Genomic DNA, 12,492 nt, shown 5'->3' on the forward strand with positions numbered 1-12,492 from the left:
TCAGCGGAAGAGGGTCTCCACCCAGGCGCGGGCGTGAGCCTTCGCCGCCGGCGGGGCGACCTTGTCGGCGCTGATCCGCGGGATGGGCGTGGTCTGCTGGCTGGCGTTGCGGTGCCAGTCGGTCTCGGCCTCGATGAGCGAGCCGAGGTCGGCGCGGGAGAGGAAGACGCCGTGCCCCTCGGGGCACTGCATGACCTCTGCGTCGGAGCCGAGGGGGCGAGCGACCATCTCGGCGTCGCAGCGAGGACAGGTGAAGGAGTCCATTCCCCGACCGTACCGCTCCCCCGACGTGTTGGCGGCCCGTGCACGCCGATCGGTGGGGATACTTCAGGCGTGACCTCGCCGCGCACCGGATACGCCTACCTCGACGAGGTGCTCCGACAGCCCGGGGCCGTCCTCGCCTTCGCCCACCGGGGTGGTGCCTACCACCCGGAGATCGAGGGCCTCGAGAACACCATGGCGGCGTTCCGGCACGCGGTCGAGCTCGGCTACGACTACCTCGAGACCGACGTCCACGTCACCCGCGACGGCGTGCTGCTGGCCTTCCACGACCGGGTGCTCGACCGCGTCACCGACAGCCGTGGCGCGGTCGCGGAGATGACGTACGCCGAGGTCAGCGAGGCGCTCGTCAGCGGCACCGAGCGGGTGCCGCGGCTGGCCGAGCTCTTCGACGCCTTCCCGGAGGCGCGCTTCAACATCGACCTCAAGTCCGAGGGCTCCGTCGCGGCGCTGGCGCGGTTCGTCGAGGAGCGGCAGGCCTGGGACCGGCTGCTGGTCGGGAGCTTCTCGCGTCGGCGGCTCAACGCCTTCCGGCGGCTCACGGCCGGTCGGGTGCCCACCTCGGGCCACCCCGCCGAGATCGTCGCCTTCCGCTTCCTGCTGACCGGCCGGCTCGCCGACCGGCTCACGCGCGGCCGGGTCACGGCGCTGCAGATCCCGCACCGTCGCGGCCGCTGGGTGGTTGCCACGCCGGGGCTCGTACGCCGGGCGCACGCGGCCGGCAAGCACGTGCACGTGTGGACCATCGACGAGCCCGCCGAGATGCACGAGCTGCTCGACCGTGGTGTCGACGGCCTGATGACCGACCGCACCGACATACTCAGGGCGGTCCTCGTCGAACGCGGTCAATGGAGGGACGTCCCATGACGGCAACACCCGGCTTCGCCGACCTGACTCCGTTGGCGCGGGCCCGGGAGCAAAAGGCCTGGTACTGGTACGACTGGGCCAACAGCGCCTACGTCACCACCATCGGCACGGTCCTGTTCGCGCCGTACCTGATCTCGGTCGCCGAGCGGGCCGCCTGCGGCTTCGTCACCGACGAGGACAAGGGCCTCAAGTGCACCGACAACCTGCACGTCCTCGGCCTCGGGATCTCCCCCGGCTCCCTGGTCTTCTACGTCGTCACCATCGCCACGATCGTCTCGGCGCTGATCCTGCCGGTGGTCGGCGCGGCGGCCGACCGGTCCGCCAAGAAGAAGTCGATCATGGCCGGCTTCGCCTGGGCCGGCAGCCTCGCGGCGGCCCTGATGTTCTTCGTGACGGGGACGGACTGGCAGCTCGGCGTCCTGTTGCTGTTCGTCGCCAACATCTGTCTCGGGTCGTCCCTCGTGGTCTACGACGCGATCCTCTGCGAGATCGCCCTGCCCGACGAGCGGGACCGAGTCTCGTCCCGGGGCTGGGCGCTGGGCTACCTCGGCGGCGGCCTGCTGCTCGCCGTGAACCTCGCGGTGGTCACCCTGCACGACTCGCTCGGACTCGGGACCGGGATGGCCGTCCGGCTCAGCATGCTCTCGGCTGCGGCGTGGTGGGCGATCTTCACGATCATCCCCTACCGCGGCATCCACAACCGTGAGCCGCTGGCCGTCGAGCGGGAGCCCGGCGGCCTGGTCCGGCAGAGCTTCGGCCAGCTCTGGGCGACGTTGAAGGACATGCGGAACTACCCCATGACGCTGACCTTCCTGCTGGCCTACCTCTTCTACAACGACGGCATCCAGACCGTGATCGTCTCCGCGTCGACGTACGGCGACAAGCAGCTCGGCTTCGACACGTCAGTCCTGATCGCCACGATCCTGCTCGTGCAATTCGTGGCGTTCTTCGGCGCGCTGCTGTTCGGCCGACTGGCCGCGACCCGGGGCAGCCGCCAGGTCATCCTGGGCGGTCTGGTCATGTGGATGGTCGTCGTCGTGGTCGCCTACTTCATGCCGGAGAAGAACGTCGTGATGTTCCTGGCCCTCGCCGTCGGCATCGGCCTCGTCCTCGGCGGCACGCAGGCGCTCTCACGGTCGTTCTTCAGCCAGCTGATCCCCCGCGGCCGGGAGGCGGAGTACTTCTCGCTCTACCAGGCCTGCGAGCGGGGCACGAGCTGGCTCGGCACCCTCGTCTTCGGCGTCGTGCACCAGCTGACCCACTCCTACCGGCCGGCGATCGTCGCCCTCGTCGTCTTCTTCGCCGTGGGGATGGTGCTGCTTGCCCGCGTCGACCCCCGCCGGGGCATCGAGGAGGCCGGCAACACGGCTCCCCAGGTGGTCTGAGCCACAGCCGGCGATTGTCGGAATCTTGGGCGTCCCACTACCGTTGAGAAGATTGAGGCTTGACTGGACTGGGTAGACGTCTTATTGGCGTCACGACTCGGGTCCTGATCCGTCTCGGTCATGTCAACGGGGGAAACAAGATTGGGAGGTGGCTCATGGCAGAGCGCACACTGCGTGGAGCGCGACTCGGGGGCCAGAGTTTCGAGGACGAGCGCGGCATCGAGTTCGCAGCCCGTCAGCAGGTTGGCTACCGCTGTCCGCAGAACCACGAGTTCGAGATCACGATGTCGGTCGAGGCCGACATCCCCGCGGTCTGGGAGTGCCCGCGCTGTGGAGCCGAGGCGCTGAGCGTCGCCGGCATCCAGCCCGAGGCCAAGAACGAGAAGCCGGCCCGCACGCACTGGGACATGCTCCTGGAGCGTCGCTCGGAGAAGGAGCTCGAGGACATCCTCAAGGAGCGCCTCGAGCTGCTGCGCGGCGGCGAGATCGGCCCGGCGCACCTGCACCGTGCCAACGCCAAGAAGCGCAAGGCCTCGGCCTGACGCACGGCGCCTGACCCCGCTGGGGTCACTCGTCCACGACCTCGCCCCGGACCACGGATCCCCCGGATCCCGGTCCGGGGCGACGCGCATTTCCGGGCCCCACGATCGGTCCGGCCGCGAGCAGGCGCCGCGTCACGATGGTGGTGAGCAACCGGCGGGCGACGGGCCGTGTGAACGGCAGGATCAGCACGATGCCCAGCGCGTCCGTCACGAAGCCGGGGCTGAGCATCAGGGTGCCTCCGATGAGGATCAGCGCCCCGTCGGCGAGCTCCGCGGCCGGCATCCGGCCGGTCTGCAACGCGGACCGCAGCGCCTGCCAGGCCCGTCCGCCCTCCCGCTTGATCAGCCAGCTGCCGAGCAGGCTGTCCAGGACCAGCAGGACGACGGTCCACCACGCGCCGATGACCTGGCCGACCTGGATCAGGACGTAGATCTCGACCAGCGGCACCACGACGAAGACGATGAACAGCACCCACAGGGTGATCCGGCGTCGGCGGGGACTCATGCCCCCATCATGCCCGGGTCATCCACGCCGGACGGCGCGACGGAGCCGCTCGGTGCGCTCGCGCACGCCCCAGGCGGTGATCCGCTTCAGCGACTCCGTGGCGACGGCACCGCTCATCTTGGAGTCTCCGCGGACCCGCTCGACGAACTCGATCGGCACCTCGCGGACGGTGAGCCCGGCCCGGAGCGTGCGGACGGCCATGTCGGTCTGGAAGACGTAGCCGGTGGACTGCACCGTGGCCAGGTCGATCTTCTCCAGCGTCGTACGACGGAACAGGCGGTAGCCGGCGGTGGCGTCCTTCACCTGGATCCCGAGGAGCATCCGGACATAGAGGTTGCCGCCGCGCGAGAGCGCCTCGCGACGCCGCGGCCAGTTCACCACCGAGCCACCCGGCACCCAGCGCGAGCCGATCACCAGGTCGGCGGTGTGCAGTGCATCCAGGAGCAGGCCGAGCTGCTCGGGCTGGTGGGAGCCGTCGGCGTCCATCTCCCCGATCACGTCGTAGCCCTCGGCGAGCGCGACCGCGAAGCCGTGGAGGTAGGCCGCACCGAGGCCGCCCTTGGCGGTGCGGTGCAGCACCCGGACCTGTGGGTCGGACGCGGCGAGCTCGTCGGCGATCTGGCCGGTCCCGTCGGGGGAACCGTCGTCGACGACGAGGATGTCGACGGTCGGCTGGGCGCGGCGCACGCGCTCCACGATCCAGGCCAGGTTGGCCGCCTCGTTGTAGGTGGGGATCACCACCACGACGCGACCGAGGTCGTCGGTGTTCACGGGCAACTTCTCATTCGTCGGGTTCGTCGACACGCGGAGAGTGTCGACGTCGACGATACGGGAGCAGACCTGCCAAGAGGCTGATCAACGACACACCGGTGAACACTCGTGCCGGCCACGCGCCGAGTCGCACGGCCGGTGTGACGGCGGTGTCCAGGCCGATCCGCTCCTCCAGCACGTCGCGGGTGCGGGTCCCGGCCCGGTCCAGGACCCGGCCGTCGGGGGCGATCACGCCGGAGACTCCGTTGGTGGCGGCGACGACGACGTAGCGGCCGGTCTCGATCGCGCGCAGCCGGCTGATCGCGAACTGCTGGTCGATCTGGTCGGTGTGGATGAAGGTCGCGTTGGAGGTCTGCACGGTCAGCATCTCGGCGCCGCGGGAGACCTGGGCGTAGAGCCCGTCGTCGTAGGCGACGTCGAAGCAGATCGCGTCGGCGACCTTGACCCCGGCGATGGTCAGCGGCTCGGTGCGGGTGCCGGCCAGCATGTCGCGGGAGATGAGCGCGAGCCGTCCGAAGTTGCCGCTGAAGAACGACCGGAAGGGGATGTACTCCCCGTAGGGCACCGGGTGCCACTTCGTGTAGCGGTCCCCCGCGCCCACGCCGGGCTCCCAGACGATGCCCTGGTTGAGGACGTGCTCGGGGCCGGCCTCCACGATCGCCCCCACGAGGAGAGGTACGTCGATCGCCTGTGAGGCGGCCCGGATCCCCGCGTTGGTCTCCGCGTCGAGGAACGGGTCGACGGCCGTGGAGTTCTCGGGCCAGATCACGAAGTCCGGCCGCGGCCGCTCCCCCGCGTCGACCTCGCTCCCCAGCTGGATGGTCGCGTCGACGTGGTTGCGCGTGACCTGGCGGTAGTCGAGCAGGATGTCGTCGCCGTTGCCCGGCACGTCGCCCTGCACGGCCGCGACCGTGATCTCGCGGTCGGCGTGGAAGCCCCACGGCACCAGGGTGGGGAGCACGGTGAGGCCGAGGACCGCGGCGAGTGCGCCCGCCGCGACCAGCCTCGTCCGCCCGGTCTCGACGACGGCCCCCGCGAGCAGGCACCCGGCCAGGGCGAGCAGGAAGCCCAGCCCGGTGCTGCCGACGTACGCCAGGGCGTCCTGGACCGGGGTGTCGACGGTCGCGAACGCGAGCCGGCCCCACGGCATGCCGCTGAAGGGCCAGGTGCTGCGCACCGACTCCATCGTCACCCAGGCCGCGGCGACGGTCAGCGGCCAGAGGCGCTGTCGGGCCAGCACGGCGGTGGCGCTGCCCAGCGCGCCGTAGAAGAGCGCCTCGATGCCGGCGAGAGCAGCCCATGCGTCGGACCCGACGGCCCGCATCCACCAGATCAGCGGGAAGTAGAACCCGATCCCGAAGACCAGGCCGGGGATCCAGGCACGCGTGGCAGGGACGCCGCGGGTGGAGAGGACGAAACCGGCGACGCCGATCGGGACCAGCCAGGCGGCGGCCACGGGCTCGAACGCGAGAGAGGTGAGCCCGCCTGCGATCAGCGCGAGGAGGGACCGTCGGAGCACGTGCGCAAAGGTAGCCGAGGGTCCGACTCTGGTTCATGCAGGTCGCGGAAGGCCCCCGGACCCTTCGGACCACCCAGGGAACGACCGGCTGCCGAGGCCGGGGTGTTGTCTAGGGGACACGGGGTCCTTCCGCATCCGCCCTCATGGGGCGAGCCGGCCTCCGCGGACCAGGACTGGACGAGTGGTTGGCACCCCACCCTCTGACCCGGCCACTCGGACGGCGGCTCGCCGACCACGATCTGCATGGACGGACCGGCATACCCTGCGGTGGCACCGGCCCGCCTGTCAACACCCTGCTGACCTGCGAATTCGGCCGAAGTCGCAGGTCAGGAGCGTGACCTGGGTCACGAATCCGAAACGGAAAACTTCTCGTGCCCCCGGCGTGTCCCGCGCGAATCGCGGGAGCGGTCCAGATGTCCGGACCGCTGCGTCCCGCGATGCGGACCTCTGCTCAGCCGGGGACGACGACGGTGCCGGTGGCGCTGGTGGCCAGCAGCGGCTCGGCCAGGACCTCGGCCGCGCCGGGTGCGGCCTCGGTCGCGGCACCGCGCGCCACGACGTGCACCGCGAAGTCCATGACCCGCGACCGGGTGCCGACCCGGGTGAGCTCGCAGGTGATCTCCAGGACGTCGCCGGCGCGGACGGGTGCCCGGAACTGGACGTCGGAGTAGGAGGCGAACAGGCCCTCGTCACCGTCGGTGCGGATGCACATCTCGGTGGCGACGTCGCCGAAGAGCCCCAGGCTGTAGGCCCCGTCGACCAGGTTGCCGGCGTAGTGGGCGTGTGAGTAGGGCACGTAGCGACGGTGCACGACGACGGTGCCGACCTTCGCCTCGGTGGTCGAGCCTGTCGAGACCATCAGGATGCCTTCCTCGTGGACGGGGTGGGTGCGAGCTGGGCGACGAGGTACGACGCGACCTCGCCCGGGGTGGTGCCGCGGCCGAAGACCCGGTCGACGCCGAGCTCGGCGGCCGCGGACTCGTCGAAGCGGGGACCGCCCACGATGAGCAGCGGACGCCGGTCGGAGGGGTAGGACTCACGGAACGCCGCGGACATCTCGCGGGTGTTGAGCAGGTGGGCGTCGCGCTGGGTGACCACCTGGGAGACGAGCACGGCGTCGGCCTTCTCGGCGCGAGCCCGCTCGACGAGCTGCGGGACGGAGACCTGGGCGCCGAGGTTCACGACCTTGACCTCCCGGTAGTACTCGAGGCCCTTCTCCCCCGCGAACCCCTTGATGTTGAGGATGGCGTCGATCCCGACGGTGTGGGCGTCGGTGCCGATGCAGGCGCCCACGACGACGAGGCGCCGGCGCAGGCTGCGCTTGACCGCGGCGTTGACCTCCTTCGGCGTCAGCAGGGGGTAGTCGCGCTCGACGACCTCGACCTTGCTGACGTCGACGAGGTGGTGCACCCGGCCGTAGACGACGAAGAACGTGAAGTCCGGGCCCATCGGCTTGGCGTGCACGACCAGGGCCGGGTCCATGCCCATCTTGTTGGCCAGCTGGGCCGCGGCCCCCTCGGCCACCTTGGAGTGCGGGATCGGCAGGGTGAAGCTGAGCTGCACCATCCCGTCGCCGGTGGTGTCGCCGTACGGGCGGACGATCGTGCTCACTTCTCCTCCAGGAGCTCGGACGCCGGGTTGTAGTAGGCGCTGGACTTCGCAGCGACGCCGTCCAGGCCGCGTCCGGCGTCCTGGGGGCGCTTCATCAGGCCGAAGGTGCCGTCGGCGATCGCGTCGAGCAGGCCGTGCTCGTGGTCGAGGATCTGGCCCATCAGGTCGATCGACTCCCCCAGCACCTGGCGCGCCCGGTTGGCGATGAAGCCGTCAGGCTCGGGGCGGAAGTCCTGGTGGAGGTTGCCGGCGGCGTTCATGACGTAGCGGACGTTCTGCAGGGCCAGGTCGCGGTCGGACAGCCACGGCGTCACGACGGCCTCGGTCATCATCCCGACGAGCAGGATGCCCTGGCCGGTCAGCGCGCCGACGAGGTTGAAGAACCCGTCGAGGAGGTAGCCGCGGAACACGTCGCCGGTCATGTGCCGCGTGGGCGGCATCCACTTGAGCGGGGCGTTCGGGAACAGGTCCCGGGCGAGCATCGCGTGCGCCAGCTCGAGGCGGAACGAGTCGGGCACCTCGGGGTCGATCTCGAAGGCGTGGCCCAGGCCGAGCTGCCAGTCCTCGAGGCCGGCCTCCTTGGCGAAGTACTCGTTGAGGAGCTGGCTGGTGGTGACGGTGTGGGCGGCGTCGACCGCGTCGGCGGTGGTGAGGTAGTTGTCCTCGCCGGTGTTGATGATGATGCCGGCGCGGGCGTGGACCTGGCGGCTGAAGCGCTGGTCGACGAAGGTCCGGACCGGGTTGATGTCGCGGAAGAGGATGCCGTACATCGAGTCGTTGAGCATCATGTCGAGCCGCTCGAGACCGGCCAGCGCCGCGATCTCCGGCATGCACAGGCCCGAGGCGTAGTTGGTGAGCCGGACGTACCGGCCGAGCTCCTTGCTGGACTCGTCGAGCGCGGCGCGCATCAGGCGGAAGTTCTCCTGCGTCGCGTAGGTGCCGGCGAAGCCCTCGCGGGTCGCCCCCTCGGGCACGTAGTCGAGCAGGCTCTGCCCGGTCGAGCGGATCACCGCGATGATGTCCGCGCCCTCGCGGGCCGCCTGCTGGGCCTGCGGGATGTCCTCGTGGATGTCGCCCGTGGCGACGATGAGGTAGATCCACGGCTTGCGCGGTGCGTCACCGAAGCGCTTGATCAGCCGGTCGCGCTCGACCCGACGGGCGTCGATGCGCTTGATGCCCCGGCCGACCTGGGTGCGCGAGGCCCTGCGGGCGCGCTCGGCGTCCTTGCCCTCGGGCAGCCGGAACGTGACCGAGCCGGCCGAGGCCTTCTGGGCCAGCGTGGACAGGTCGTCGGCCTCGCCGCGGAGCAGGGCGTCCCAGACCGGGAGCGCGACGCCGTGCTCGAGGCCGGTGTCGGCGCGGACGACGTCCATGAGCCGGTTGACCCAGGGCGTGCCCTCCGCGTCGGCACCCTCGAGGCCGGCCAGGCGCAGCGTGGCCCGCTCGACGGCCACGGTGGTGTGCTTCTTGGCCATCGTGACGATCGGGCTGCCGGCCTTGCGGGCCAGTGCCCGGGCCTGCTTGACGGTGGCCGGGTCGAGGTCGAGCTTGCCCCGGGTCATGCGTGGGCCTCCAGACGGCCTTCGAAGAGCCGGCGTACGCCGTCGTGGGTGCGCAGCAGCTCCATGGCGTACGCCGCGTGGCCCGGCACGTAGCCGTTGCCCACCAGCATGGTCACGTCGGCGGCGACGCCCTCGGCGCCGAGTGCGGCGGCCGAGAACGAGGTCGCCATCGAGAAGAAGATGACGGTGCCGCGGTCGGCGGTCGCGAGGATCGCGCCGCCCTCGCAGCCGGGCACGTCGACGCAGACGACCGTGATGTCGGCCGGTCCCCCTGCGGCCGTCACCGCATCGCGCAGGGCGATGGGGTCACGGGCGTCTGCGACGACGACCTCGTCGGCGAGCCCCGCGTCGCGGAGCAGTGCTGCCTCGCGCTCGTGCGGGACCACACCGATGGCCCGGGCCGCCCCGGCCTGCCGTGCCGCGGCGAGGCTGAGCGAGCCGGACTTCCCACCCCCGCCGATGACGGCGACCGTGGGTCCCCCGGTCGTCGAGCCTGCCGAGACGTAGCCCGCGACGACCCGGGCGGTGAGCGCGGGGGCGCCGCACACGTCCATCACCGACAGGCTGAGCGCCGCCGGCAGGTCGTCGGGGATGACGGCCGCGATCGAGCGGCCGAACAGGACGGCGTAGCCGTCGCAGGGCACCTGCTCGCCGCGACCGTCCCAGCGGGACAGGCCGTCCTCGATGACGAGCGGCGTGAGGGTGAGCGAGACCAGGGTGGCGATCCGGTCGCCGACCGACAGACCGAGGGGCGACTCGGGGCCGACCTCCTCGACGACGCCGACGAGCATGCCGCCGGAGCCGGTCTCGGGGTTCTGCATCTTGCCGCGGCTCGCGACGATGTCGAGGACCTCGGCCCGGATGGCCTCCCCCGCTCCCCCGTGCTTGCGCTCGAGCTGGCGGTAGGACGCGGCGTCGAGGTTGAGGGTCTCGACGCGGACCCGGACCTCGTCGGGCCACAGCGCCCGGGTGGTGTCGAGCCGCTGGGCTGCCTGGGGCAGCACGGTCGCGTCGTCGAGGACGCGGTGCAGGCCGGTCGGATCGCTGGCTCGGGGCGACTTCACCGTCGGTCCTCCGTCGTACGTGACTGTTGGCAGGAAATTCTACGGCGTGGCATTCGACAGGCCGCAGGATCTCCTCGTACTCTGGCAGAGGAGACGTGCCACGCACAAACGACGCGCCGCCGCCACGACGACCCTGAACCCGGGAGCGCCCCATGAGCATCGAAACCGCCATCGGTCTGGAGACCGGACAGCCCTACCCCTACCAGCGGGTGGAGCTCGTCGAGCCCGACTGGACCCGGTTCCCGGGGTGGCAGGACGTCTCTGCTTCCGACTGGGAGTCGGTGCAGTGGCAGCGCGCCCACTGCGTCAAGAACGTCCGTCAGCTCCGCGAGCTGATGGGTGACCTGCTGGACGAGCGGTTCTACGCCGACCTCGAGCGCGACCAGGCCGAGCGGGCCACGATGTCGATGCTCGTGCCGCCGCAGATGATGAACACGATGGTCCCCCAGTCGACCCCGGCTGGACCGGGCTCGCTGACCGACGCGTTCTACGCCGACCCGGTCCGGCACTACATGATCCCGGTGTTCAGCGATCGACGTACCGACTGGTCCTCGCACCCGCACGCCACGCGCGACTCCCTGCACGAGCACGACATGTGGGTGGCCGAGGGCCTCACGCATCGCTACCCCACCAAGGTGCTGGCCGAGCTGTTGCCGACCTGCCCGCAGTACTGCGGCCACTGCACGCGGATGGACCTGGTCGGCAACTCGACCCCGACCATCGACAAGCTCAAGTTCGTGGGCAAGCCCAACGACCGGCTCGAGTCGATGCTCGACTACCTGCGTCGTACGCCGCAGGTGCGCGACGTGGTGGTCTCCGGCGGCGACGTGGCCAACATGCCGTGGCCCCGCCTCGAGGCCTTCCTGATGTCGCTGCTCGAGGTCGAGAACATCCGCGACATCCGGCTCGCCACCAAGGCCCTGATCGGCCTCCCCCAGCACTGGCTGCAGGACGACGTCCGCGCCGGCATGGCGCGCGTCGCCGGCCTCGCCCGCTCGCGCGGGGTGTCCTTGGCGATCCACACCCACGCCAACCACGCCAACTCCATCACCCCGATCGTCGCGCAGGCGTCGGCGGCGATGCTGGAGGCGGGGGTGCGCGACGTGCGCAACCAGGGCGTGCTGCTCAACGGCGTCAACGCCGACCCGCACGCGCTGCTCGACCTGTGCTTCCGGCTGCTCGACGGCGCGCAGATCATGCCCTACTACTTCTACATGTGCGACATGATCCCGTTCTCGGAGCACTGGCGGGTCTCGGTGGCCGACGCACAGCGGCTGCAGCACCACATCATGGGCTACCTCCCCGGCTTCGCCACCCCGCGGATCGTCTGCGACGTGCCGTTCGTCGGCAAGCGCTGGGTGCACCAGGTGTCGTCGTACGACACCGAGCGCGGCATCTCGTACTGGACGAAGAACTACCGGACCTCCATCGAGGCCACCGCGTCCGACGCCCTCTCGCGCACCTATGAGTACTACGACCCGATCCACACCCTCCCCGAGGCCGGCCAGCAGTGGTGGGCCGACCACGCCGACCTCGACGAGTCGGAGCTGAAGGCGGCCGAGGTCGCCGAGGCCTCACGGCGGATGGCCGCGCTGCAGGCGTACTGAGGGCCGCTGGGGGCCGGCCGGGCATGCCGTTTGGTCCCCAACGGCATGAAATCGGGGTCCCGACGTGCCGTTGGTGACCAAACGGTGAGCTGCTGGAGCCTCGGATGTCACGGGCGTCTCTGGCGCCCCAGGACGCCCAGTGGACCCGGCCGTCGCGGCGAGCGATGCCGTTTGGTCCCCAACGGCATGTTCGACCCCGTGAAACGTGCCGTTGGGGACCAAACGGCAGTGCTCAGCACCTCCGGGCCGGGTGTTGTCCGGTCGGACTAGGCGGGCCGGTTCTCGTACGGCGTCGACAGCACGATCGTGGTCCGGGTGGAGACGTTGGCGGCGGACCGGATCCGGGCGAGCAGGTCCTCGAGGGCGGCGGGGGTGGCGACGCGGACCTTGAGGATGTACGACTCGTCGCCGGCGACCGACCAGCACGACTCGATCTCGCGGATGTCGGCGAGCCGGTCCGGGGAGTCGTCGGGCTGGGAGGGGTCGATGGGCCGGATCGAGACGAAGGCCGTGAGCGGCAGACCGATCTGGTCGTGGTCGACGATCGCGACGTAGCCCTTGATCATGCCGCGCGACTCGAGCCGCTTGACCCGCTGGTGGACGGCGGAGGTGGACAGGCCGGTGGCCTTGCCGAGGTCGGTGAAGGACATCCGGCCGTCGGTGGCCAGCAGCTCGAGGATCTTGCGGTCGGTCGCTTCGACGTCGGACGTGCTCATCCCGGAAGCGTAGCGGTCGCGACGTGGCAGGATGCCGCCCGTGACCAGCACCGACACGGGCCGA

Annotated in this window: 13 protein-coding genes; 4 read left to right on the top strand and 9 right to left on the bottom strand. The window is 70.7% G+C overall.

The annotated features are described in order from the left end of the window. A complete protein-coding gene (locus EJF31_RS05070) occupies positions 1-264 on the bottom strand; it encodes a zf-TFIIB domain-containing protein (protein ID WP_125036048.1) in 264 nt (87 codons plus the stop codon). A 69-nt stretch (positions 265-333) separates the two neighbouring features. Between EJF31_RS05070 and EJF31_RS05075 the strand changes: the two genes are divergently transcribed. From EJF31_RS05075 to EJF31_RS05085, 3 genes are all read left to right on the top strand, one after another. Continuing rightward, positions 334-1,146, top strand: a complete 813-nt coding sequence (locus EJF31_RS05075) for a glycerophosphodiester phosphodiesterase (protein WP_125036049.1) — start codon at positions 334-336, stop codon at positions 1,144-1,146. Further along, the gene (locus EJF31_RS05080) at positions 1,143-2,531 is read left to right on the top strand and encodes an MFS transporter (protein WP_125036050.1); all 1,389 of its coding nucleotides are present in this window, start codon (positions 1,143-1,145) and stop codon (positions 2,529-2,531) included. The genes EJF31_RS05075 and EJF31_RS05080 overlap by 4 nt, the downstream gene beginning before the upstream one ends. A 155-nt stretch (positions 2,532-2,686) precedes the next feature. Beyond that, the gene (locus EJF31_RS05085; RefSeq protein WP_125036051.1) at positions 2,687-3,073 is read left to right on the top strand and encodes an RNA polymerase-binding protein RbpA; all 387 of its coding nucleotides are present in this window, start codon (positions 2,687-2,689) and stop codon (positions 3,071-3,073) included. 25 nt (positions 3,074-3,098) lie between these two features. On the opposite strand, the gene EJF31_RS05090 is transcribed toward EJF31_RS05085, so the two are convergent. The 7 genes from EJF31_RS05090 to EJF31_RS05120 all read right to left on the bottom strand — a co-directional run bounded on the left by EJF31_RS05090 (position 3,099) and on the right by EJF31_RS05120 (position 10,105). Continuing rightward, positions 3,099-3,578, bottom strand: a complete 480-nt coding sequence (locus tag EJF31_RS05090; RefSeq protein WP_125036052.1) for an FxsA family protein — start codon at positions 3,576-3,578, stop codon at positions 3,099-3,101. An 18-nt stretch (positions 3,579-3,596) separates the two neighbouring features. Beyond that, positions 3,597-4,349 carry a polyprenol monophosphomannose synthase gene (locus tag EJF31_RS05095; RefSeq protein ID WP_260430632.1) on the bottom strand — a complete coding sequence of 251 codons (753 nt, stop codon included), beginning with the start codon at positions 4,347-4,349 and terminating at the stop codon, positions 3,597-3,599. A 10-nt stretch (positions 4,350-4,359) separates the two neighbouring features. Continuing rightward, positions 4,360-5,868, bottom strand: coding sequence for an apolipoprotein N-acyltransferase (gene lnt, locus EJF31_RS05100; protein ID WP_125036053.1), 1,509 nt, complete (start codon positions 5,866-5,868; stop codon positions 4,360-4,362). Positions 5,869-6,319: 451 nt separating this feature from the next. Then, on the bottom strand, positions 6,320-6,727 hold the full coding sequence (locus EJF31_RS05105) for a hotdog domain-containing protein (RefSeq protein WP_125036054.1): 408 nt from the start codon (positions 6,725-6,727) through the stop codon (positions 6,320-6,322). After that, a complete protein-coding gene (locus EJF31_RS05110) occupies positions 6,727-7,479 on the bottom strand; it encodes an OAM dimerization domain-containing protein (protein WP_125036055.1) in 753 nt (250 codons plus the stop codon). Before EJF31_RS05110 ends, EJF31_RS05105 begins: the two co-directional genes overlap by 1 nt. Further along, positions 7,476-9,041 carry a lysine 5,6-aminomutase subunit alpha gene (locus EJF31_RS05115; protein WP_125036056.1) on the bottom strand — a complete coding sequence of 522 codons (1,566 nt, stop codon included), beginning with the start codon at positions 9,039-9,041 and terminating at the stop codon, positions 7,476-7,478. The genes EJF31_RS05110 and EJF31_RS05115 overlap by 4 nt, the downstream gene beginning before the upstream one ends. Next, positions 9,038-10,105, bottom strand: a complete 1,068-nt coding sequence (locus EJF31_RS05120) for an L-erythro-3,5-diaminohexanoate dehydrogenase (RefSeq protein WP_125036057.1) — start codon at positions 10,103-10,105, stop codon at positions 9,038-9,040. The genes EJF31_RS05115 and EJF31_RS05120 overlap by 4 nt, the downstream gene beginning before the upstream one ends. Positions 10,106-10,257: 152 nt before the next feature. Here EJF31_RS05120 and EJF31_RS05125 point away from each other — a divergent pair, with 152 nt between their 5' ends. Beyond that, complete coding sequence (locus tag EJF31_RS05125) at positions 10,258-11,712, top strand: KamA family radical SAM protein (RefSeq protein WP_125036058.1); 1,455 nt, start codon at positions 10,258-10,260, stop codon at positions 11,710-11,712. 266 nt (positions 11,713-11,978) lie between these two features. Here the strand turns inward: EJF31_RS05125 and EJF31_RS05130 are convergent, their stop codons facing one another. Next, positions 11,979-12,428: an Lrp/AsnC family transcriptional regulator gene (locus EJF31_RS05130; protein ID WP_125036059.1), complete on the bottom strand. Its 450-nt coding sequence runs from the start codon at positions 12,426-12,428 to the stop codon at positions 11,979-11,981. Between the last annotated feature and the right edge of the window lie 64 nt (positions 12,429-12,492).

This window comes from Nocardioides sp. LS1, assembly GCF_003865225.1.
GTDB lineage: Bacteria > Actinomycetota > Actinomycetes > Propionibacteriales > Nocardioidaceae > Nocardioides > Nocardioides ginsengisegetis.

Excerpts from the sequence above, each read along its gene's own strand:
- EJF31_RS05105 (WP_125036054.1), bottom strand. The coding sequence starts at position 6,727 with ATGGTCTCGACAGGCTCGACCACCGAGGCGAAGGTCGGCACCGTCGTC.
- EJF31_RS05090 (WP_125036052.1), bottom strand. The coding sequence starts at position 3,578 with ATGAGTCCCCGCCGACGCCGGATCACCCTGTGGGTGCTGTTCATCGTC.
- EJF31_RS05080 (WP_125036050.1), top strand. The coding sequence starts at position 1,143 with ATGACGGCAACACCCGGCTTCGCCGACCTGACTCCGTTGGCGCGGGCC.
- EJF31_RS05070 (WP_125036048.1), bottom strand. The coding sequence starts at position 264 with ATGGACTCCTTCACCTGTCCTCGCTGCGACGCCGAGATGGTCGCTCGC.
- EJF31_RS05115 (WP_125036056.1), bottom strand. The coding sequence starts at position 9,041 with ATGACCCGGGGCAAGCTCGACCTCGACCCGGCCACCGTCAAGCAGGCC.
- EJF31_RS05085 (WP_125036051.1), top strand. The coding sequence starts at position 2,687 with ATGGCAGAGCGCACACTGCGTGGAGCGCGACTCGGGGGCCAGAGTTTC.
- EJF31_RS05130 (WP_125036059.1), bottom strand. The coding sequence starts at position 12,428 with ATGAGCACGTCCGACGTCGAAGCGACCGACCGCAAGATCCTCGAGCTG.
- EJF31_RS05125 (WP_125036058.1), top strand. The coding sequence starts at position 10,258 with ATGAGCATCGAAACCGCCATCGGTCTGGAGACCGGACAGCCCTACCCC.